This is a genomic window from Streptomyces sp. NBC_00490 (assembly GCF_036013645.1).
Classification (GTDB): domain Bacteria; phylum Actinomycetota; class Actinomycetes; order Streptomycetales; family Streptomycetaceae; genus Streptomyces; species Streptomyces canus_F.
This window is the reverse complement of record NZ_CP107869.1, coordinates 4955614-4975026: the sequence shown is the minus strand read 5'-3', so window position 1 is coordinate 4975026 and position 19413 is coordinate 4955614. Positions and strand designations below refer to the sequence as shown.

Below are 19413 nucleotides of genomic sequence, written 5' to 3'. Positions count from 1 at the left end.
GGTATGCGCGCCGTAGACACTCCTGACGCATCCGTTGCCCGAACAGTTGAGCGACCCCCGGTAATGCCTCAGCAAAATTCACCGTGCCCGGAATGGGAACCCGCTCCTCCGATGTTGCACCCCCGTGGAGGGCTCCCCACACCCTCCGTCAGGCATGCCCGCTGCGAGGAGGACCGCCACGTGAGCCAGTACGTCAGCAGGCTCGGGCGGCGCTCCCCGGCCGCACCCCCGCGGCTGAGGCTGCACCGCCGCCCCCGCCGTATCGCGATGCTCTCCGTGCACACCTCCCCGCTCCACCAGCCCGGCACCGGCGACGCCGGCGGCATGAACGTCTACATCGTCGAGCTGGCGCAGCGCCTCGCCGCGATCAACATCGAGGTCGAGATCTTCACGCGCGCGACGACCGCCGCACTGGAGCCGACGGTCCAGCTCGCCCCCGGCGTACTCGTCCGCCACGTCGACGCCGGCCCCTACGAGGGCCTCGCCAAGGAGGAGCTCCCCGCCCAGCTATGCGCCTTCACGCACGGCGTGATGCAGGCATGGGCCGGCCACCGCCCCGGCTACTACGACCTCGTCCACTCGCACTACTGGCTCTCCGGCCACGTCGGCTGGCTCGCCGCCCAGCGCTGGGGCGTCCCCCTGGTCCACGCCATGCACACCATGGCCAAGGTCAAGAACGCCAACCTCGCCGACGGCGACACCCCCGAACCCGCCGCCCGGGTCATCGGCGAGACCCAGATCGTCGACGCCGCGGACCGCCTCATCGCCAACACGGCGGAGGAGGCCGACGAGCTCGTACGCCACTACAGCGCGGACCCCGGCAAGGTCGCCGTGGTCCACCCCGGCGTCAATCTGGACCGCTTCTGTCCCGCCGACGGCCGCGCCGCCGCCCGCGCCCGCCTCGACCTTCCCCAGGACGCCCTCATCCCGCTCTTCGCGGGCCGCATCCAGCCGCTGAAGGCCCCCGACGTCCTCCTGCGCGCCGTCGCCGTCCTCCTCGACGAACGCCCCGACCTGCGCTCCCGTCTGGTCGTGCCCATCGTCGGCGGCCCCAGCGGCAGCGGCCTCGCCAAGCCCGAGGGCCTGCAGAAGCTGGCCGCCCGGCTCGGCGTCGCGGACGTCGTACGGTTCCGTCCGCCCGTCGGCCAGGAACAGCTCGCGGACTGGTTCCGGGCCGCGTCCGTGCTGGTCATGCCGTCCTACAGCGAGTCCTTCGGCCTGGTCGCCATAGAGGCCCAGGCGGCCGGCACCCCCGTCCTCGCGGCAGCGGTCGGCGGCCTGCCGGTGGCCGTGCGCGACGGGCAGACAGGTTTCCTCGTCCGAGGCCACAACCCCGCCGACTACGCGCGCGTGCTCCGCGACCTCGCCGACGACCCCCACCTCGCGCCCCGCATGGGCGAGGCGGCCGCCCGGCACGCGCAGTCCTTCGGCTGGGACACCGCGGCCGCCGCGACGGCGGACGTCTACACGGCCGCGATGCAGGCCCACCGCCGTCGCGTACGCTCCCACCATGGCTGAGGAGCAGAAGGCGGCACAGGTCATCGAGGCTGTCCTCCAGGACAACGAACTGGAGTGGGAGAGCCCGGCCCCCGGCAATTACGTCGTCCAGCTCCCCGGCACCCGCAAGCTGAAGACGACGGTCTCGCTCCTGGTCGGCCGCCACTCCCTCTCCCTGAACGCCTTCGTCGTCCGCCACCCCGACGAGAACGAGTCCGGCGTCCACCGCTGGCTCCTGGAGCGCAACCTCAAGCTGTACGGCGTGAGTTACGCCGTGGACCGGCTCGGCGACGTCTACGTCACCGCCAAACTCCCCCTCGCCGCCGTCACCGCCGACGAGATCGACCGCCTCCTGGGACAGACCCTGGAGGCGGCGGACGGCAGCTTCAACACCCTGCTGGAGCTCGGTTTCGCGTCCGCGATCCGCAAGGAGTACGAGTGGCGGGTGGCCCGGGGTGAGCCGACGCGCAACCTGGACGCGTTCGCCCACCTGACCCAGCGCCCGGCCGACCGGCCCGACCGGCCCGACCGGCCCGACCAGACCGACTGACCCCGGGCCGGCGCGTCAGGACGCGCCGGAAGGGTCGCTCTTGTCGAGCTCGTCGGCGAACGCGCGCAGGGCGTCCGCGAGTTCCCTCTTGGTGGGCAGCTCGTCGACCTTCTTGTCGAGCTCGGAGATGCGGCGGTTGAGCTCGTCCAGCTCACTGGGCGCGGACGGTTCGCCGGAGGGGCCCTCGGTCGGTTCCTCGGTGGGGTGGTCCGGTTCCGTGAACGTCGGGATCGGGCTCGGTTCGCTGCCGCCGGTGGTGTCGCCCCCGCCGGAGCCGCCCGTGTCCCCGTCCGCCGGGACGCTGATCCCCACGGAGGGTTCGGAGGTGGGCTCCTCGTCCGAGGTCGCCGCGAGGGCCGCCCCGACGCTGAGGGCGACCAGGGCGGCCGCGCCGACGACGGCGGTCGAGAAACGTCTGACTCTCACGGTGCGGTCGGGCTGTGAAGTGCCTTGGGTTTCCTCTGAGTTGTTCTCTGAGTTGTCCATGAACCGACGCTAAGCGGCATTGATCACCGGACGGGCGTCTTCCGCCGAACCTCTCGAACGGGCGTCCGCTTTCGGCCGCCGACCTGCCGTGATCCGAGGTCTCACGCTCCCTTTGTGTACCGCCCGGGCGTGACCCCCACCAACTTCCTGAAGTGCCGGGTGAGATGGGACTGGTCGAAGAAGCCGGTGGCGGTGGCGACCTCACTCGGCCGCACCCCGTCCAGGAGGAGCCGTCGGGCGCGGTCGACGCGGCGGGAGTTGAGGTACTGGTGCGGTGCGATGCCGTAGGCGGTGCTGAACGCCCGTACCAGATGGGCGGGATGCGCGTGCACCAGCGCGGCGGCCTCGTCGAGGGTGATCCCCTCGACCACCCGCTCGTCGAGGAGTTCGCGCAGCCGGCGGGCGAGGGCGGGGTCGGCGCGCGGGACGTCGGTGACCAGGCGGGGCCGCAGCTGTGCGGTGAGCCGTTCCCCGATGAACGTCAGCCTGCTCGCGGCCTCCAGCTCGTCGCCGGGATGGTCGAGGGCGTGGTGCAACTGCCCGACGCGCTGCCGCAGCAGGGGGTCCCGCAGATCAGGGGTGTCGACGGCGGAGCCGACGAGATCCTCGCCGAGCAGCGAGGTGTCGAGGTAGACGACCCGCTTGCGGAAACCGTCCGCCGTGACGGGGGAGCCGTTGTGCGGGACGTGCGGCGGCAGCAGGGACACCGTGTCGTGCGGGGTGCCGTGCTCGTGCCGGTCGAGGTCGTACCGTACGGCGCCGTCGTCCACGATCAGCAGCGTCCACGCGTCATGGACGTGCATCGGGTAGGCGTACCCGGTGTAGTGGGCGTGGAAGACCTCCACGATGCCCGGGACGGCGGGGCGCCAGGCGGAGACGGTCTGCCGGGTGGCCATGCAAAGAACGTACAAGACGGTGTCGTAGGCCGCCCGGCAGTCTCAGGGCATGAGCGAAGCACCCATCCGATTCGACACGAAGATCGCCGTCCTGCTGCGGGAGGACCTGGAGCCGTGGCAGCGGCTGAACGTCACCGCGTTCCTGGTCAGCGGCCTCGGCACGGTGGTTCCCGAGGTGGTCGGGGAGCCGTACGAGGACGCCGACGGGGTGGTCTATCTGCCGATGTTCCGGCAGCCGGTGATGGTTTTCGAGGGGACGAAGGAGACGCTGACGGCGGCGCATGCGCGGGCGGTGTCCCGAGGGCTGCCGTGCTCGGTGTTCACGGGCGATCTGTTCTCCACGGGCAACGACCGGGACAACCGGGCGGCGGTACGGGCCGTGGGGACGGGGGAGTTGGATGTGGTGGGGATGGCTGTGTACGGGGCGAGGAACGGGGTGGACAAGGTGGTGAAGGGGGCGCGGATGCATCCGTGAGGGCCCTGCCGTTCCAGCGTGGCGGCCAGCATGCCGTGTGCCTCGTCGTGCCGGCCCCCGGGCCGTTCAGCGTGCTGCCGATGGGTTGCGCCGCCGGTCGCGTACGTCCTACACGGCGGGGTCGCCGCCGGTGCGGGGCGGGAACGGCGGCTGGGGGCCGTGCGGAGCGGGCGGCGCGGACGGTGTGGCCGCGGCGCCGGGGAAGGCCGGCGGGCTGGTGGGCCGCGCGGGTCCCCGGACGGCGTCGAGGAGGGCCTTGAGGGCGTCCGGCTCGCTCAGTCCGTGCAGGTCCTTGCGGAGCCGGGGCGCGAGGATCGCCGGGACCTGGCCGGACTCCAAGGGCTCGACCACGAGCGGGATGAAACGGCCGCGCCGGGCGATGACAGACGTCCACTCCTCCTCGGTGTACCGCCCCGCCTCGAAGTAGCGCGGGGAGAAGACGGCGACGACGGCGGACGCCTGGTCGAGCGCGTTGTTCATCTTCGTCACGAAGTCGTCGCCGGTGCGCCAGTTCCAGCGGTCGAGCTCCACCCGGTAGCCGTTCTCCTGGAGGTGCCAGGCCACCCACTCCGCCCACCCGTTGTCCGGACCGGCGTAGCTGACGAAGATCGGCTCGGAACTGTCGGACATGCCCGTCTCCCACCCCAGCGGCCCCGGCGGCCCCCCGCGGCTTCCTGTATACCGCCGGGAAACGGGTCCTCGCCTGGGGTAGTGGAAAGTTGGTGATCAGGGGATACGGGGGGCCGTTTTCGGGCGAGCAGGAGGACCCGGCGAGGAGAGGGGCCGGGCTCAGGCGGTGCTGATCTCGGGCTTGGTGGCGAGTGGCGGCTCGGTAGGGGCCGGGAGGGCATCGGCGGTGGGGGCCTCGGTGGTGTCGAGGGCGGGGATCTTGACCGGGGTCCCGTCCGGGACCTTGCCCAGGGCCGCGTCCGGGACGACCTTGGCCAGAGCCTCGTCCGGGACCTTCACCACGGGCTCGTCCAGGCTCTCGGTCGGAGCCACGTCCAGGCCGGCGTACGCGTCCTCCGTGGGCAGGCTGCGCATCAGCACGCTGTACCCGATGCCGGCCACCGTGCCGACGACCGCGCACAGTCCCCACAGCCACTCCGCGCCGTAGTGGTCGATGATCAGGCCGGACATCAGCGGGGCGACGAGGGAGGCGACGGCCCAGGACAGGGTGTACATGCCCTGGTAGCGGCCGCGGCCGTGCACGGGGGAGAGGCGGACCACCAGGCTGGTCTGGGTGGGGGCGTTGACGATCTCGGCGAGGGTCCAGACGCAGACCGTGAGGGCGAAGACGCCGATGGAGCCGGCGAAGGCGGTGAGCCCGAAGCCGTATCCGGCGAGCAGGGACGAGATGACGAGCAGCCGGCGCGGATCGCGGTGCTGGATGAACCGGGTGACCGGGATCTGCAACGCCACGATGAGGATGCCGTTGACGGCGATCGCCATGCCGTAGTCGGCGGGGGTGAACCCGGCCTCGCCCATCGCCACCGGCAGTCCGACGGCGCCCTGCTGGAAGACGAGGGCGATGAGGAAGGACAGCCCGACGACACCCATGTAGCGCCCGTCGCGGAGCACGGTGCCGAGCCCGGTCTCGTTGTCCGCCGCCTTCTCGGTGGGGGTGCGTTCGGGCCGCGACTCCGGCAGCTTCAGGAAGATGACGATCGCGCAGGCGGCCGTCATGCCGGCCTCGAGGAGGAAGCCGGCGAGGTAGCTGAACTCGGCGATGAACCCGGCGGCCATGGAGGAGATGGCGAACCCGAGGTTGATCGCCCAGTAGTTGAGGGAGAAGGCGCGCACCCGGTCCTCGGGCCGCACGATGTCGGCCATCATCGCCTGCACGGCGGGCCGCGAGGCGTTGCTCGTCATGCCGACGAGGAAGGCGACGGCGGCGATGGCGACGGGATGGTGCATGAAGCCGAGCAGGGCGACGGAGGCGGCGGTGGAGGCCTGGGCGACGAGCAGCGTGGGCCGCCGTCCCAGCCGGTCGGTCATGACGCCGGCCCCGAGGGACGAGACGACACCGCCCAGGCCGTGCAGGGAGGCGACGAGACCGGCGTAGGCGGCGGAGTACCCGCGGTCGAGCGTGAGGTAGAGCGCCATGAAGGTGGCGACGAAGGCGCCGAGCCGGTTGACGAGGGTGCTGAGCCACAGCCACCAGAACGCGCGAGGGAGACCGGAGACGGATTCCCTGAGGGCACGTCTCAAGGTGGCTGCTGACATGGCGGATCCCCCGGGGATGATGTAAGTGTCTCTGGCGGCAACGGCAACTTACAATCGGCGTGCTCGGGGAGGCCACTCAATTAACAGATCTCGTCAACCGTCCGCCTGACGAGCGGAGGCACAAGCGATCGAGTCGGTGGATTACGCTCATACGCATGGCCGACGCACCGTACAAGCTGATCCTCCTCCGCCATGGCGAGAGCGAGTGGAACGCGAAGAACCTGTTCACCGGCTGGGTGGACGTGAACCTGAACGAGAAGGGCGAGAAGGAGGCGGTCCGCGGTGGCGAGCTCCTGAAGGACGCCGATCTCCTGCCCGACGTGGTCCACACGTCCCTCCAGAAGCGCGCCATCCGCACCGCCCAGCTCGCGCTGGAGTCCGCGGACCGCCACTGGATCCCGGTCCACCGTTCGTGGCGCCTGAACGAGCGTCACTACGGCGCCCTCCAGGGCAAGGACAAGGCGCAGACCCTCGCGGAGTTCGGCGAGGAGCAGTTCATGCTCTGGCGCCGCTCCTACGACACCCCGCCGCCCGCGCTCGAGGACGGCACCGAGTACTCCCAGTCGGACGATCCGCGCTACGCGACGATCCCGCCGGAGCTGCGCCCGAGGACGGAGTGCCTCAAGGACGTCGTGACGCGCATGCTCCCGTACTGGTACGACGGCATCGTCCCCGACCTCCTCACGGGCCGCACGGTCCTGGTCGCGGCCCACGGCAACTCGCTGCGCGCCCTGGTCAAGCACCTCGACGGCATCTCCGACGCCGACATCGCGGGCCTGAACATCCCCACGGGCATCCCGCTGTCCTACGAGCTCGACGCCGCCTTCAAGCCCCTCAACCCGGGCGGCACCTACCTCGACCCCGACGCGGCCGCGGCGGCCATCGAGGCGGTCAAGAACCAGGGCAAGAAGAAGTAACCCGCACCGATCGGGCCCCCTGCCCGCGGTCTTCCCGCAGGCAGGGGGTTTTGTCTGTGCGGCCGGCTCGCGCGTCCCGCTGACCTGCGCGCATGACTCACCACCGAAAGGGCGATGCCGCGTAGGCGCCCCTCCGCGGTACAGGCCGCGACGCCGGTGCGGGTACGACCTTCCCGGCACCCCCGTCCACGCCCCCGTATCGGCCGGATCTCCGCGGGCTGTGCCGCCGACATCCGCAGGCTCGAGCACCGACGGTTCTCACCGGGGGACACGGACAGCGCGTTCCGGTACTGGGCCGCCCTCGCGCACGGACCCCTCGCCCGTCTGACCCGTGACGTCGACGTCTGCGGCATCGCCGGGTGCGGGTGCGACCCGGGGTACTACCGCGACCACCTCGAACAGGTGCTCCACGCCCTGCCCACCAGATCCGCCCGTGAACTCCGCGCCCTGCTCCACGAGCTCGACGCCGTCATCCTGCGCCGGGTCCGCGTCCTGCCCTGCTCCTCGCCCGACGTTCCGTGGTGGAAGGAGTGGTGCTGAGCGGGCAAGGAGTCCGTCAACCTCCGGACAACTCCCCGACCGGGCGCTCGCCCCGCCCCTAGCGTGCGCTTCATGCGACGCGTGTGGTGGGCGGTCGGCGGCGGGTTCGCCGCGGCGGTACTGGCGGTGGGCGGGTGGCTCGTGGCCGCGGACAAGGGGTATCCGTTCGCGGACGCGCGGGCCTGCGAGGGCAGCGACGTGCCGTTGGAACAGGAGCTCGACGTCGTGGGCCTGCCGATGCCGTCCGGCGCACGGGACGTCCACTACGTCACCCACCCCGCCGCCAAGGACGGAGACGTCGAGCTGGCCGTCGCCTTCCGCAGCACCGCGAAGGTGATGCGCGCCTACCTCGCAGAGCACAGGATCGTGACGACCGGGTTCACCCACCTCGCCGACGGCCGTTTCCTCACCGGCGACGTCGGCACACCTCCCGCCTCCCTCGGCCTGTGCGGCGACGTCCCCGAGATCCACGCGCCCGGCGTCCTCGTCGAACAGCAGCGCGCCGACTTCGGCGGGGAGCCGGAGACCGTCGGCATCGCCCTGCAGACGGACCCCGCCCACATCGGCACCCTCCGGCCCACCACGGACGTCCTGCTCACGGTCGACCGGACCCGGGGCGCCTGACCCCCGGCACGCGAAGGGCCCCGGCGCGATCACCGGGGCCCTCACCGTCGTACGACAAGAATCGCGGCGTCAGCCGCACTGGCACGGATTGCCCGACTGGCACCCGCACCCGCAGCCCGAGCCGCAGCCGCACGCGCCGATCAGCATCAGGTTCCTGATCTCGGCGGGCTGCTCGGTCGGGCGTTCCTGCGCGGGGTCGGGCGTGGGGGTGCTGGGGGATTCGGCCATGGGTCCCTCCTCGGGGCAAGGGTCTGACTCTCGGCACAGACCCTGTCCCCATTGCATGCCCGCCCACGAGGTCGCATCAACGGCGCACTGAGGCTTGCACGCGCCCCGAACAGGCCCCGCACCCCCCCCACAGGCCTGGGGCTCAGGCCCCCTCCACCCCCGTCGCCGGCTGGATGTCCGCCTGCAGATCGTCCGCGTGCTCACCCGTCACCAGGAACACCACCCGCTTGGCCACCGACACCGCGTGGTCGGCGAACCGCTCGTAGTAGCGGCCCAGCAGGGTGACGTCCACCGCCGTCTCGATGCCGTGCTTCCAGCGGTCGTCCAGCAGATGCTGGAAGAGGGTGCGGTGCAGCAGGTCCATCTCGTCGTCGTCCTGCTCCAGCTGGAGCGCGAGGTCGACGTCCTTGGTGATGATGACCTCCGCCGCCTTCGCCATCAGACGCTGGGCGAGCTGGCCCATCTCCAGGATCGTGGCGTGCAGGTCGTGCGGGATGGCACGCTCCGGGAAGCGCAGCCGGGCGAGCTTCGCCACATGCTGGGCGAGGTCGCCCGAGCGCTCCAGGTCCGCCGACATCCGCAGGGAGGTGACGACGATACGGAGATCCGTGGCCACCGGCTGCTGCCTGGCCAGCAGGGCTATGGCCCGCGCCTCCAGCTCGTGCTGGAGGTCGTCCACCCGCTGGTCGGCCTCGATGACGCTCTCGGCCAGCTTCAGGTCGGAGTCGAGGATGGACGTCGTGGCGCGACCGATCGCCGACCCCACCAGCCGGGCCATCTCCACCAGACCGTCGCCGATCGAGTCAAGTTCCTCGTGGTACGCGTCCCGCATCAGGGATCCCTCTCTTACGTCTGCCTCGGGGGTTCCGGGGGCCAGAACCAGCCATCGGAAACATCCGACGACCGGCGCTGTGAACCCCACGCTCCCACGTTCGGCCCTGTACGCGTCGATTTCCGTCACCCCAAATGAACCATCACTGGCTCCTAGGTGAACTCTGGGCGACGAGTGTTCGAGCTCGCACCTCGAAGGCTGTGGCCAGGAGCGATCCCATGCCTAACCTGGACGCATGGACGTGAACGCGGCGGTCGCCGCAGTGGCAGCGATCGCCGGAGCACTCACCGGCGTGATCGCCATGCTGGCGTTCCGCTTCAGCGAGCGGGAACAGAAGCGACCCACCCGCACCTCGCTGCACACCGACCCGGTGCTCCCGCCGGGCGTGGACACCGTCCTGTCCGTCCTCCGCTCCTCCGCGGTCGTCCTCGACGAGGCCGACGGTGTCGTCAAGGCCAGCTCGGCCGCCTACGCCCTCGGCCTGGTCCGCGGCGGCAAACTCGCCGTCGAGCCCATGCTGCTGATGGCCCGCGACACCAGGAGAGACGGAGAGATACGACAGGTGGAACTGGATCTGCCGAGAAGGGGAACCGGACGCGGCGAGGCCCTCGCGGTCTCCGCCCGTGTCGCCCCCCTCGGCTCGCGGCTGGTTCTCCTGCTGGTCGAGGACCTCACCGAGGCCCGCCGCATCGAGGCGGTACGCCGCGACTTCGTCGCGAACGTCAGCCACGAGCTCAAGACCCCGGTCGGCGCCCTCTCCCTGCTGTCCGAGGCTGTCATGGACGCCTCCGACGACCCCGAGGCGGTGACACGCTTCGCCGGCCGTATGCAGATCGAGGCGACCCGGCTGACCAACCTGGTCCAGGAGCTCATCGACCTCTCCCGGGTCCAGAACGACGACCCCCTGGAGGACGCCGAACCCGTCCGTATCAGCGAACTCGTCGCCGAGGCCATCGACCGCTGCCGTCACCAGGCAGGCGCCAAGCAGATCACCATGGCCGCCGGCGGCACCGCCGACCTCAGGATCTGGGGCAACCGCGGCCAGCTGGCCGCCGCCCTCGGCAACCTCGTCGAGAACGCCGTGAACTACTCCCCGGCCCGCACCCGCGTCGGCATAGCCGCCCGCCGGGTCACCGCGCCCGGCGGAGACCTCATCGAGATCGCCGTGACCGACCAGGGCATAGGCATCTCCGACAAGGACAAGGAGCGCATCTTCGAGCGCTTCTACCGCGTCGACCCGGCCCGCTCCCGTGCCACCGGCGGCACGGGCCTGGGCCTGGCGATCGTCAAACACGTGGCCGCCTCCCATGCCGGGGAGGTCACGGTGTGGAGCTCGGAGGGACAAGGCTCCACGTTCACCCTGCGGCTGCCGGAGGCGGGGGCTGCCCGCGACCGCGCACATCACCCGGCCGACCTCGATGACGAGGACGGACCCGACCCATCCCCGTACGAACCGCTTCCCGCCCCGGAGGTCCTTCCGTGACCCGAGTGCTTGTCGTCGAGGACGAGGAGTCCTTCTCCGACGCCCTGTCGTACATGCTCCGCAAGGAGGGCTTCGAGGTCGCGGTCGCGACCACGGGCCCCGACGGCCTCGACGAGTTCGAGCGCAACGGCGCCGACCTCGTCCTGCTCGACCTGATGCTGCCCGGCCTGCCGGGCACCGAGGTCTGCCGTCAGCTGCGCGGCCGCTCCAACGTGCCCGTCATCATGGTCACCGCCAAGGACAGTGAGATCGACAAGGTCGTCGGCCTGGAAATAGGAGCCGATGACTACGTCACCAAGCCCTTCTCGTCCCGCGAACTCGTCGCCCGTATCCGGGCCGTCCTGCGCCGCCGCGGCGAGCCCGAGGAGGTCAGCCCCGCCGCGCTGGAGGCCGGTCCGGTCCGTATGGACGTGGACCGTCACGTGGTCACGGTCTCCGGCTCCAAGGTCGACCTGCCCCTCAAGGAGTTCGACCTGCTGGAGATGCTCCTGCGCAACGCGGGCCGCGTCCTGACCCGCATGCAGCTCATCGACCGCGTCTGGGGCGCCGACTACGTCGGCGACACCAAGACCCTCGACGTCCACGTCAAGCGCCTCCGCGCCAAGATCGAACCGGACCCGGGAGCGCCCAGGTATCTGGTGACGGTCAGGGGCCTGGGCTACAAGTTCGAGCCGTAGAGCGACCCGGCTGGTGAGCCGACGGACGGAGTCCGGCGCAGCACTCCGAAGCCCGCGTAGCGGTGCGAGGGGTGCGTCGAGGATGGTGCTCGAACCGGACCCGGGCGCGCCCAGGTATCTGGTGACGGTCAGGGGCCTGGGCTACAAGTTCGAGCCGTAAACCGTAAGCCGTACGACGTCGAAAGGGCGGGGCCTCCTCGGAGGTCCCGCCCTTTCGTTTACGACCAGACGGTCGTCGTACGACCGCTCAGTGCCCGGCGGCAGCGCTCTCGGTCGGCGAGGCGGAGGCCGATGCCGCGTCGGTCGCGGTCTCCGTCGCCGAGGGCGAGGCCGTGCCGGTGGCCGAGCCGGTCGGGGAGGGCGAGGTGCTCTCGCCCGTGCCCGGCGCCTCGGGCATCTCGGTGGGGCCCCACTTCTCGAAGAAGCTCTTGGCCGGCACCACGAAGGCCCGCAGGCTCACGTCACCGGTCTTGCTGAAGCTGAAGGTGATCTTCTGCGCGTTGCCGTCCTGGATCGCTTCACGGCTGCTGGGCAGGATCGCGGAGGCGTTGCCCTCACCGCCGATGACGAGGGACCCGCCGGCCGGGATGGTCAGCTTGCCCTTCCCCTTGGCGGCGGCGAGCTCGGCGGTCTTGCCGGCGTCGTCCACGGTGACCGAGTCCAGCGTCTCGGCGGTGGGGCCGCTGTTGAACAGGGTCGCGGAGATCACGGCCGGACCCGTCGACTCCAGGTCGGGCTGGGTGATGACGACAGCGTTCTGGATCTTGATGTCACCGACGGAGGTGGCCGCGTTGTCCGGCTTGACCTCCAGGGTCTGGGCGTTGTTGCCGGCCGCACACGCGGAGAGCGAGGCGATCGAGAACGCGATGGCGGCGGCCGCGAGGCCACCGCGTCGAAGGCTGCTGCTCACGGGGGCGGCAACTCCTTGACTCGAACGGAGCGGGCGCATAAAGCCGCCCTAAGTGTCTGTCAGCGGGCCTTAGGTTACCGAGCCGTTCCCGCGTCACCGCACCCGACCCTCCCCAACGGGCCGTCTTCCGCACCGCAGGGGCTAGTCACCACCCCTCACAGGTGACCCACGGGTCACTTTGAGCCGCGCTCGTCCGCCATTCACATAAGAGGCCTCCACGCCCCTCGCAAATCTTCCGTGAAGGAAATCGCGATCGCCCACGAAATTGATCACGGGCTGATCCGGTGGGCGCTCACGATTGCGAGTGATCAATTCCGGAAACGGCGCGGAAGCGACTCGGGGCCACCGAACGGAGTAGCGGAAGTCGCACACACGGAACCAGACATATGGGGACGTTCGTCTACGCTGAAGGGCCTCCGGATGTGTGTAACGTACGCGTTTCACCTCCCCCGGAGAGCCGCTCCGACCTGCGAATACCTTCTTCCGCTCGGCCCGCGCAGCACGTTCCTGTTGTTGTTGTCAAGCCCCGAGATATGCCCTGACCTGCGAAAACGCCATTCAGAACCCGCAGTTTCCGTGTTACCCTGGATAGCCACGGAAGGGGTACCTGTCACATGACGTTCAAGGTTGGCGACACCGTGGTCTATCCCCATCACGGGGCCGCGCTGATCGAGGCTATCGAAACTCGCCAGATCAAAGGCGTGGACAAGACCTACTTGGTGCTGAAGGTCGCCCAGGGTGATCTGACGGTACGTGTGCCAGCGGACAATGCGGAGTTCGTCGGCGTGCGTGATGTGGTCGGTCAGGACGGACTGGACCGGGTCTTCGAGGTGCTGCGCGCGCCGTACGCCGAGGAGCCCACGAACTGGTCGCGTCGCTACAAGGCAAATCTGGAGAAGCTCGCCTCCGGCGATGTCATCAAGGTCGCGGAAGTCGTGCGTGACCTGTGGCGTCGTGAGCGTGAGCGCGGACTTTCCGCAGGTGAGAAGCGCATGCTCGCCAAGGCCCGCCAGATCCTGGTGAGCGAGCTCGCCCTCGCGGAGAACACGAACGAAGACAAGGCCGAGGCCCTGCTCGACGAGGTCCTCGCGTCCTGACGACGCACGCTGCCGCCAGACCCGGCTCAGCACATTGCCGCGTTCTCTGAAGAGGGAAACGCTGCAAAGAAATGCCGCGGTGCCCGATGACGTATCCATTGTCGCCGGGCGCTGCGGCATGTTCACGCCCGGACGCCGATCTGTCCTGCTGGGACCGACGCTGTTCCGGTGCTCACATCTTCGGGGACGAGCCCCGATACTTGGCGTGCCGGGCCCGGGCAGCAGGCTCGACCGGCGTCACGGAAGGGTCCGGTCAAGGCGTCGCGCCCGGCACGCTGACTGGCCTACCCACCTTGGCCGAGCACACAAACCTGACAGGAACCGATGTCTGACGATTCGCGTCCTTCGCGCGCCGAAGTCCGTACGGCGGTCGTGATTCCCGCCGCCGGCCGGGGCGTACGACTCGGCCCGGGCGCCCCCAAAGCGCTCCGCGCGCTGAACGGCACCCCCATGCTGATCCACGCGGTCCGTGCGATGGCCGCGTCCCGCGCGGTCTCCCTGGTCGTCGTCGTGGCCCCGCCCGAGGGCGCCGCCGAGGTCAAGAGCCTCCTCGACGCCCACGCCCTGCCCGAGCGCACCGACTTCCTGGTCGTCCCCGGCGGCGAGGAACGCCAGGACTCCGTGAAGCTCGGCCTGGACGCCCTGCCACCGGACTACGACATCGTCCTCGTCCACGACGCGGCCCGACCGCTGGTCCCCGTGGACACGGTGGACGCGGTCATCGAGGCCGTACGCGACGGCGCCACGGCCGTCGTGCCCGCACTGCCCCTCGCCGACACCGTGAAGGAAGTCGAGCCGGCCACGGTCCCGGGCGACCCCGAGCCCGTCGTCGCCACCCCGGAGCGCGCCCGCCTCCGCGCCGTCCAGACACCCCAGGGCTTCGACCGCGCGACCCTGATCCGCGCCCACGAGAGCGTCACCGGCAACGTCACCGACGACGCCAGCATGATCGAGCAGCTCGGCGAGACGGTCGTGGTCGTCCCCGGCCACGAGGAGGCCTTCAAGGTCACCCGCCCCCTGGACCTGGTCCTCGCGGAGGCGGTCCTGGCACGCAGGAGGCTCAACGATGGCTTCTGACGCCTTCGCGGGGACGCCGCTGCCGCAGGTCGGCATCGGCACCGACATCCACGCCTTCGAAGAGGGCCGCGAGCTGTGGTGCGCCGGACTGAAGTGGGAGGGCGAGGGCCCGGGCCTGGCCGGCCACTCCGACGCCGACGTCATCGCGCACGCCGCGTGCAACGCGCTGTTCTCGGCGGCGGGCCTCGGTGACCTGGGGCAGCATTTCGGCACGGGGCGCCCCGAGTGGTCGGGTGCGTCCGGGGTCACCCTGCTGACGGAGGCGGCCCGGATCGTGAACTCCGCGGGCTTCCGGATCGGCAACATCGCCGTACAGGTCGTAGGACCGCGGCCGAAGATCGGCAAGCGCCGCGACGAGGCCCAGAAGATCCTCTCGGAGGCGGCCGGAGCGCCGGTGTCGGTGTCGGGCGCGACCACGGACGGACTCGGGTTCCCCGGCCGCGACGAGGGCCTCATGGCGATCGCCACGGCGCTGGTCGTACGGGTCGGCTGACCGGCAACGTCACGAAAACGTCCCCTTGAGCAGAACGCGCGCACCGCACTACCCGGGGCCCACTACCCTTGTCTCGTGACTATTCGGCTGTACGACACCAGCGCCCGGCAGATCCGTGACTTCACCCCGCTCATGCCGGGTTGTGTCTCGATCTACCTCTGTGGTGCCACCGTGCAGGCCGCACCGCACATCGGGCACATCCGGTCCGGTCTGAACTTCGACATCATGCGCCGCTGGTTCGAGTACCGCGGCTACGACGTCACGTTCATCCGCAACGTCACCGACATCGACGACAAGATCATCGCCAAGTCGCACGACCAGGGCCGCCCCTGGTGGTCCATCGGCTACGAGAACGAGCGGGCGTTCAACGACGGCTACCAGGCCCTCGGCTGCCTCCCGCCGACGTACGAGCCGCGTGCCACCGGGCACGTCCCCGAGATGATCGAGATGATGCGCGGCCTCATCGAGCGCGGTCACGCCTACGAGTCGGACGGCAACGTCTACTTCGACGTGCGCTCCTTCCCGGGCTACCTCCAGCTGTCCAACCAGGAGCTGGACAACCTGCTCCAGCCCGCCGCGGACGGCGAGACCGGCAAGCGCGATCCCCGTGACTTCGCGCTGTGGAAGGCGACCAAGCCGGGCGAGCCCGACTGGGAGACCCCGTGGGGCCGTGGCCGTCCCGGCTGGCACCTGGAGTGCTCGGCCATGGCGCACAAGTACCTCGGTACCGCCTTCGACATCCACGGCGGCGGCCTCGACCTGATCTTCCCGCACCACGAGAACGAGATCGCCCAGGCCAAGGCCTACGGCGACGACTTCGCCGCGTACTGGGTGCACAACGCCTGGGTCACCATGAGCGGCGAGAAGATGTCGAAGTCGCTCGGCAACAGCGTCCTGGTCTCCGAGATGGTCAAGACGTGGCGCCCGATCGTCCTGCGCTACTACCTCGGCACCCCGCACTACCGCTCGATGATCGAGTACAGCGAGGAGGCCCTGCGCGAGGCCGAGTCGGCGTTCGCCCGCATCGAGGGCTTCGTGCAGCGCGTCGTCGAGAAGGCCGGCACCGTCGAGCCCTCCGCCGAGGTCCCGCCCGCCTTCGCCGAGGCCATGGACGACGACCTGGGTGTCCCGCAGGCGCTCGCCGTCGTCCACACCACGGTCCGCCAGGGCAACAGCGCGCTGGCCGCCGACGACAAGGAAGCCGCCGTGGCCCGCCTCGCCGAGGTCCGCGCCATGCTCGGCGTCCTCGGCCTCGACCCCCTCGACGCCCACTGGGCCGGCGAGGAGAGCCGCGGCGAGGACCTGCACGGCGTGGTCGACAGCCTCGTACGACTCGTCCTCGACCAGCGCGAGTCGGCCCGCGGCCGCAAGGACTGGGCCACCGCGGACGCCATCCGCGACCAGCTCAACCAGTCGGGCCTGTCCATCGAGGACGGCCCCCAGGGACCGCGCTGGACCCTCGGTCCGCGCTAGCCCGCTTTCTTGATCGATTGTGCCGCCCGGCCCTCCGGGCGGCACACTGCATAGACGTACGTATTACTTCCGTAGAGAACAGGTAGGTCATGGCCGCGAACAACCGCCGCATGTCCGGCAAGAAGGGCGCGCAGGTCGGCAGTGGCGGCCAGCGACGCAAGGGCCTCGAAGGCCGGGGTCCGACGCCGCCCGCCGAGCTGCGTAAGAAGCACAAGGCGAACCGCATCGCCAACGCCAAGGCCAAGCAGGCCGCGCGCCGTCCCACGCCGCGCGGCCGGGGCGGCAAGGGCACGTCCGAGATGGTCGTCGGCCGCAACCCCGTCGTCGAGGCGCTGCGCGAGGGCGTGCCCGCGGTGACGCTGTACGTCCAGCAGTTCATCGACAACGACGAGCGGGTGCGCGAGGCGCTCCAGCTCGCCGCCGAGCGCGGCGGGATCAACCTCATGGAGGCCCCCCGCCCCGAGCTCGACCGGATGACCAACGGGCTCAACCACCAGGGCCTGGTCCTCCAGGTCCCGCCGTACGAGTACGCCCACCCCGAGGACCTCGCCACCGCCGCCTACGACCACGGCGAGGACCCGCTGATCGTGGCGCTGGACGGTGTCACCGACCCGCGCAACCTCGGCGCCGTCGTCCGCTCCGTGTCGGCCTTCGGCGGCCACGGCGTCGTCGTGCCCGAGCGCCGCGCGGCCGGCATGACCGCCGGAGCCTGGAAGACGTCCGCCGGTACGGCCGCCCGTACGCCCGTCGCCCGCGCCACCAACCTGACGCGCGCCCTGGAGGCGTACCAGAAGGCCGGCATCGCCGTCGTCGGCCTCGCCGCCGACGGAGAGCACGAGATCGGCGACCTGGAGGCCCTCGGCGGCCCGGTCGTCATCGTCGTCGGCAGCGAGGGCAAGGGCCTGTCCCGGCTGGTCGGCGAGACGTGCGACTTCCGGGTGCGGATCCCGATGCCGGGCGGCGCGGAGTCGCTGAACGCCGGTGTGGCAGCGGGTGTGGTGCTGTACGAGGCGGCTCGTCGGCGGGCCTGACGGGAGTCGGCTCAGGCAGGCGGAGCCCGCCGGTCGGAGGCCGGCGCAGGCGTCCGAAGCCGCGCAGCGGTGCGAGGGCGGCGGACAAGAGGGGTCGAGGCGGCTCGTCGGCGGGCCTGAACAGGGGTCCGCACCGTCACCCGTACGGGGGAATCTCACCTCCGTTCGGGCGATGCGGGCAAGCTTGACGCTGTCCGGACACATCCGGGCAGTCAAAGCAGTGTCCTAAACACACGTCACTCGGTTAGATGAGTGTGGACACCAGAACACCCCGCACACCCACGGGGGACCGCTCGTCGGGATTCGATTCCGGATTCGACGACGCTCCCGCGCTGAGCATGGTGAAGGTGCCGAGCGATCCGGCGCAGGTCATCGTCAATCACGCCAGCTTCCGCGTGCAGTTGGGCGCGTCGACGAGACGTGCCGCCCAATCCCCGCGGATCGCCCGGCACTTGAGCGCCGCCGAGGACACCGCCCGGATGCCCGCCGTGGGAACCACGGCCACCGGTGCGGCCCGCCGCCGCCCCGTCGTCTGGAGCGGCAGGTCCGCCCCCGACGACACCGGCGCCCACCGCCTGCTCCAGGCCGTGCGCGGCGGCGGCGTCCGCCAGGTCGACGAGCCCTCCGCCGACGCCGGAGCCACCCAGGTCATCCCCCGAATCGACGTCTACGACGACGAGTTGACCCAGACCGTCGAGACCCCCGTCGTCGGCGCCCAGCGCACCTACGACGGCGACGAACCCCGTCTCCTGCCCGACATGCGGACCGTCGGCAGCGCCTACGACGAGGAACTCGGCTACGGCGACGAGGAGTTCGAGGACACGGAGCGATCCGGTGACACCGGCACGTCCCGGCGTCCCGGCGTCGACCCCGCGCGGCACGCCTACTACCCGGGCCGCCGCATGAACCTGGGCGTCGTCCTCCTCCCGCTGCGCATCTTCCTCGGCTTCATCTCCATCTACGCCGGCATGGGCAAGCTCTGCGACCCCGTCTACTTCGACGGCGGCAAGCGCGGCTCCATGGTCAAGTGGCTCAACACCCTGCACCCCGGGGAAGTCGCCGAACCACTGCGCCAGTTCGCCCTCCAGCACCCCGTCGGCTCCGGCCTGGTCATCGCCTTCCTCCAGGTCATCGTGGGCGTCCTCACGATCCTGGGCTGCTGGCAGCGCGTCGGCGCCGCCCTGGGCGCCCTGCTCTCCGCCGCGCTCCTGCTCACCGTCAGCTGGAAGAGCGTCCCCGCCTACGACGCGCCCGACATCATCTACCTCGCCGCCTGGTCCCCGCTGATCATCGCCGGCGCCCCCGTCTACTCCATCGACGGACGCCTCGCGGGCAGCGCCTGGCGACGCCTCGGACCCCGGTCCGACATCTGGGAACTGCGCCGCTACGTCCTGCGCCGAGGCGCCCTCGTCACATCCGTCGTCATCGGGCTCACCCTGCTGATCGGCTCGATGCTCGGCGGCGCCGTCCGCGACGCCGACCGCATCATCGTCCCCGGCCCCGGCGACGCCCCGCGCAACGAACTCCCCGGCTCCCCGCTCCCGCAGGAACCCGGCAAGCGCAAGAAGGCCCCGTCCGCCTCCGCCTCGCCCACCCAGGGCGCCACGGCGGGCACGGCCACTCCCTCCGGCGCCGCCACCACCCCGGGCGCCACCAAGGACACCAGCACCACCACCGGCGCCCCCAGCCAGACCCAGGGCACCGGCCAGGCCCCGCCCCAGCAGTCCTCCCCGACCGGAGGCGCCCCCAGCAGCAGCTCGGGACCGACCGGCGGCACCGGCTCCACGGGCGGCAGCACCGGCGGTACGACAGGCGGCTCGGACACCGGAGGCTCCTCCGGCGAACCGGGCCTGGTAGGCGGCCTGTTGGGGTAGCTGGGCCGGTGGGAGGCATTCTGGGAC

The 19413-nt window shown here is 70.7% G+C and carries 21 protein-coding genes; 14 read left to right on the top strand and 7 right to left on the bottom strand.

Features of this window, described 5'->3' with window-relative positions; genetic code table 11:
• Positions 1-180: 180 nt before the first annotated feature.
• Positions 181-1518, top strand: coding sequence for a D-inositol-3-phosphate glycosyltransferase (gene mshA / locus OG381_RS22415; protein ID WP_327717866.1), 1338 nt, complete (start codon positions 181-183; stop codon positions 1516-1518).
• A complete protein-coding gene (locus OG381_RS22410) occupies positions 1511-2047 on the top strand; it encodes a YbjN domain-containing protein (RefSeq protein ID WP_327717865.1) in 537 nt (178 codons plus the stop codon). Before mshA ends, OG381_RS22410 begins: the two co-directional genes overlap by 8 nt.
• A gap of 15 nt (positions 2048-2062) precedes the next feature.
• On the opposite strand, the gene OG381_RS22405 is transcribed toward OG381_RS22410, so the two are convergent.
• Both OG381_RS22405 and OG381_RS22400 read right to left on the bottom strand, forming a co-directional pair.
• Positions 2063-2473, bottom strand: coding sequence for a hypothetical protein (locus tag OG381_RS22405; RefSeq protein WP_327717864.1), 411 nt, complete (start codon positions 2471-2473; stop codon positions 2063-2065).
• 161 nt (positions 2474-2634) lie between these two features.
• Complete coding sequence (locus tag OG381_RS22400; RefSeq protein WP_327717863.1) at positions 2635-3429, bottom strand: helix-turn-helix transcriptional regulator; 795 nt, start codon at positions 3427-3429, stop codon at positions 2635-2637.
• A 49-nt stretch (positions 3430-3478) separates the two neighbouring features.
• Between OG381_RS22400 and OG381_RS22395 the strand changes: the two genes are divergently transcribed.
• The gene (locus OG381_RS22395; protein ID WP_327717862.1) at positions 3479-3904 is read left to right on the top strand and encodes a DUF2000 domain-containing protein; all 426 of its coding nucleotides are present in this window, start codon (positions 3479-3481) and stop codon (positions 3902-3904) included.
• A 108-nt stretch (positions 3905-4012) separates the two neighbouring features.
• On the opposite strand, the gene OG381_RS22390 is transcribed toward OG381_RS22395, so the two are convergent.
• Positions 4013-4534: a toll/interleukin-1 receptor domain-containing protein gene (locus OG381_RS22390; protein WP_327717861.1), complete on the bottom strand. Its 522-nt coding sequence runs from the start codon at positions 4532-4534 to the stop codon at positions 4013-4015.
• A 159-nt stretch (positions 4535-4693) separates the two neighbouring features.
• The gene (locus OG381_RS22385; RefSeq protein ID WP_327717860.1) at positions 4694-6130 is read right to left on the bottom strand and encodes an MDR family MFS transporter; all 1437 of its coding nucleotides are present in this window, start codon (positions 6128-6130) and stop codon (positions 4694-4696) included.
• Positions 6131-6285: 155 nt separating this feature from the next.
• Here OG381_RS22385 and OG381_RS22380 point away from each other — a divergent pair, with 155 nt between their 5' ends.
• The 3 genes from OG381_RS22380 (at position 6286) to OG381_RS22370 (ending at position 8211) form a co-directional block, all read left to right on the top strand.
• A complete protein-coding gene (locus tag OG381_RS22380) occupies positions 6286-7047 on the top strand; it encodes a phosphoglyceromutase (protein WP_327717859.1) in 762 nt (253 codons plus the stop codon).
• 114 nt (positions 7048-7161) lie between these two features.
• Complete coding sequence (locus OG381_RS22375) at positions 7162-7587, top strand: hypothetical protein (protein WP_327717858.1); 426 nt, start codon at positions 7162-7164, stop codon at positions 7585-7587.
• 72 nt (positions 7588-7659) lie between these two features.
• Positions 7660-8211 (top strand): hypothetical protein, encoded by a 552-nt coding sequence (locus OG381_RS22370; protein WP_327717856.1) that lies wholly within the window; start codon positions 7660-7662, stop codon positions 8209-8211.
• A gap of 69 nt (positions 8212-8280) precedes the next feature.
• Here the strand turns inward: OG381_RS22370 and OG381_RS22365 are convergent, their stop codons facing one another.
• Both OG381_RS22365 and phoU read right to left on the bottom strand, forming a co-directional pair.
• The gene (locus OG381_RS22365; protein WP_307029045.1) at positions 8281-8439 is read right to left on the bottom strand and encodes a hypothetical protein; all 159 of its coding nucleotides are present in this window, start codon (positions 8437-8439) and stop codon (positions 8281-8283) included.
• Positions 8440-8581: 142 nt separating this feature from the next.
• Entirely contained in the window at positions 8582-9271 is a 690-nt protein-coding gene (phoU, locus tag OG381_RS22360) for a phosphate signaling complex protein PhoU (RefSeq protein ID WP_307029047.1), read from the bottom strand.
• Positions 9272-9506: 235 nt separating this feature from the next.
• Between phoU and OG381_RS22355 the strand changes: the two genes are divergently transcribed.
• A complete protein-coding gene (locus OG381_RS22355; RefSeq protein WP_327717855.1) occupies positions 9507-10754 on the top strand; it encodes a sensor histidine kinase in 1248 nt (415 codons plus the stop codon).
• Entirely contained in the window at positions 10751-11431 is a 681-nt protein-coding gene (locus OG381_RS22350) for a response regulator transcription factor (RefSeq protein ID WP_266890667.1), read from the top strand. Before OG381_RS22355 ends, OG381_RS22350 begins: the two co-directional genes overlap by 4 nt.
• 247 nt (positions 11432-11678) lie before the next feature.
• On the opposite strand, the gene OG381_RS22340 is transcribed toward OG381_RS22350, so the two are convergent.
• Positions 11679-12341: a DUF461 domain-containing protein gene (locus tag OG381_RS22340; protein ID WP_327717854.1), complete on the bottom strand. Its 663-nt coding sequence runs from the start codon at positions 12339-12341 to the stop codon at positions 11679-11681.
• 614 nt (positions 12342-12955) lie between these two features.
• Between OG381_RS22340 and OG381_RS22335 the strand changes: the two genes are divergently transcribed.
• From OG381_RS22335 to OG381_RS22310, 6 genes are all read left to right on the top strand, one after another.
• Positions 12956-13438, top strand: a complete 483-nt coding sequence (locus tag OG381_RS22335; protein ID WP_003953493.1) for a CarD family transcriptional regulator — start codon at positions 12956-12958, stop codon at positions 13436-13438.
• A 324-nt stretch (positions 13439-13762) separates the two neighbouring features.
• Complete coding sequence (ispD, locus tag OG381_RS22330; RefSeq protein WP_327717853.1) at positions 13763-14515, top strand: 2-C-methyl-D-erythritol 4-phosphate cytidylyltransferase; 753 nt, start codon at positions 13763-13765, stop codon at positions 14513-14515.
• Positions 14505-15008 (top strand): 2-C-methyl-D-erythritol 2,4-cyclodiphosphate synthase, encoded by a 504-nt coding sequence (gene ispF, locus OG381_RS22325; protein ID WP_327717852.1) that lies wholly within the window; start codon positions 14505-14507, stop codon positions 15006-15008. The genes ispD and ispF overlap by 11 nt, the downstream gene beginning before the upstream one ends.
• Positions 15009-15083: 75 nt before the next feature.
• A complete protein-coding gene (cysS, locus tag OG381_RS22320; protein WP_327717851.1) occupies positions 15084-16481 on the top strand; it encodes a cysteine--tRNA ligase in 1398 nt (465 codons plus the stop codon).
• An 89-nt stretch (positions 16482-16570) separates the two neighbouring features.
• Positions 16571-17512, top strand: coding sequence for a 23S rRNA (guanosine(2251)-2'-O)-methyltransferase RlmB (gene rlmB / locus OG381_RS22315; protein ID WP_327717850.1), 942 nt, complete (start codon positions 16571-16573; stop codon positions 17510-17512).
• A 248-nt stretch (positions 17513-17760) separates the two neighbouring features.
• Complete coding sequence (locus tag OG381_RS22310) at positions 17761-19386, top strand: DoxX family protein (RefSeq protein WP_327717848.1); 1626 nt, start codon at positions 17761-17763, stop codon at positions 19384-19386.
• The last annotated feature ends 27 nt before the right edge of the window (positions 19387-19413 follow it).

Excerpts from the sequence above, each read along its gene's own strand:
- OG381_RS22410 (WP_327717865.1), top strand. The coding sequence starts at position 1,511 with ATGGCTGAGGAGCAGAAGGCGGCACAGGTCATCGAGGCTGTCCTCCAG.
- OG381_RS22400 (WP_327717863.1), bottom strand. The coding sequence starts at position 3,429 with ATGGCCACCCGGCAGACCGTCTCCGCCTGGCGCCCCGCCGTCCCGGGC.
- OG381_RS22395 (WP_327717862.1), top strand. The coding sequence starts at position 3,479 with ATGAGCGAAGCACCCATCCGATTCGACACGAAGATCGCCGTCCTGCTG.
- OG381_RS22390 (WP_327717861.1), bottom strand. The coding sequence starts at position 4,534 with ATGTCCGACAGTTCCGAGCCGATCTTCGTCAGCTACGCCGGTCCGGAC.
- OG381_RS22385 (WP_327717860.1), bottom strand. The coding sequence starts at position 6,130 with ATGTCAGCAGCCACCTTGAGACGTGCCCTCAGGGAATCCGTCTCCGGT.
- OG381_RS22380 (WP_327717859.1), top strand. The coding sequence starts at position 6,286 with ATGGCCGACGCACCGTACAAGCTGATCCTCCTCCGCCATGGCGAGAGC.
- OG381_RS22375 (WP_327717858.1), top strand. The coding sequence starts at position 7,162 with ATGCCGCGTAGGCGCCCCTCCGCGGTACAGGCCGCGACGCCGGTGCGG.
- OG381_RS22370 (WP_327717856.1), top strand. The coding sequence starts at position 7,660 with ATGCGACGCGTGTGGTGGGCGGTCGGCGGCGGGTTCGCCGCGGCGGTA.
- OG381_RS22365 (WP_307029045.1), bottom strand. The coding sequence starts at position 8,439 with ATGGCCGAATCCCCCAGCACCCCCACGCCCGACCCCGCGCAGGAACGC.
- phoU (WP_307029047.1), bottom strand. The coding sequence starts at position 9,271 with ATGCGGGACGCGTACCACGAGGAACTTGACTCGATCGGCGACGGTCTG.
- OG381_RS22355 (WP_327717855.1), top strand. The coding sequence starts at position 9,507 with ATGGACGTGAACGCGGCGGTCGCCGCAGTGGCAGCGATCGCCGGAGCA.
- OG381_RS22335 (WP_003953493.1), top strand. The coding sequence starts at position 12,956 with ATGACGTTCAAGGTTGGCGACACCGTGGTCTATCCCCATCACGGGGCC.
- ispD (WP_327717853.1), top strand. The coding sequence starts at position 13,763 with ATGTCTGACGATTCGCGTCCTTCGCGCGCCGAAGTCCGTACGGCGGTC.
- ispF (WP_327717852.1), top strand. The coding sequence starts at position 14,505 with ATGGCTTCTGACGCCTTCGCGGGGACGCCGCTGCCGCAGGTCGGCATC.
- rlmB (WP_327717850.1), top strand. The coding sequence starts at position 16,571 with ATGGCCGCGAACAACCGCCGCATGTCCGGCAAGAAGGGCGCGCAGGTC.
- OG381_RS22310 (WP_327717848.1), top strand. The coding sequence starts at position 17,761 with ATGAGTGTGGACACCAGAACACCCCGCACACCCACGGGGGACCGCTCG.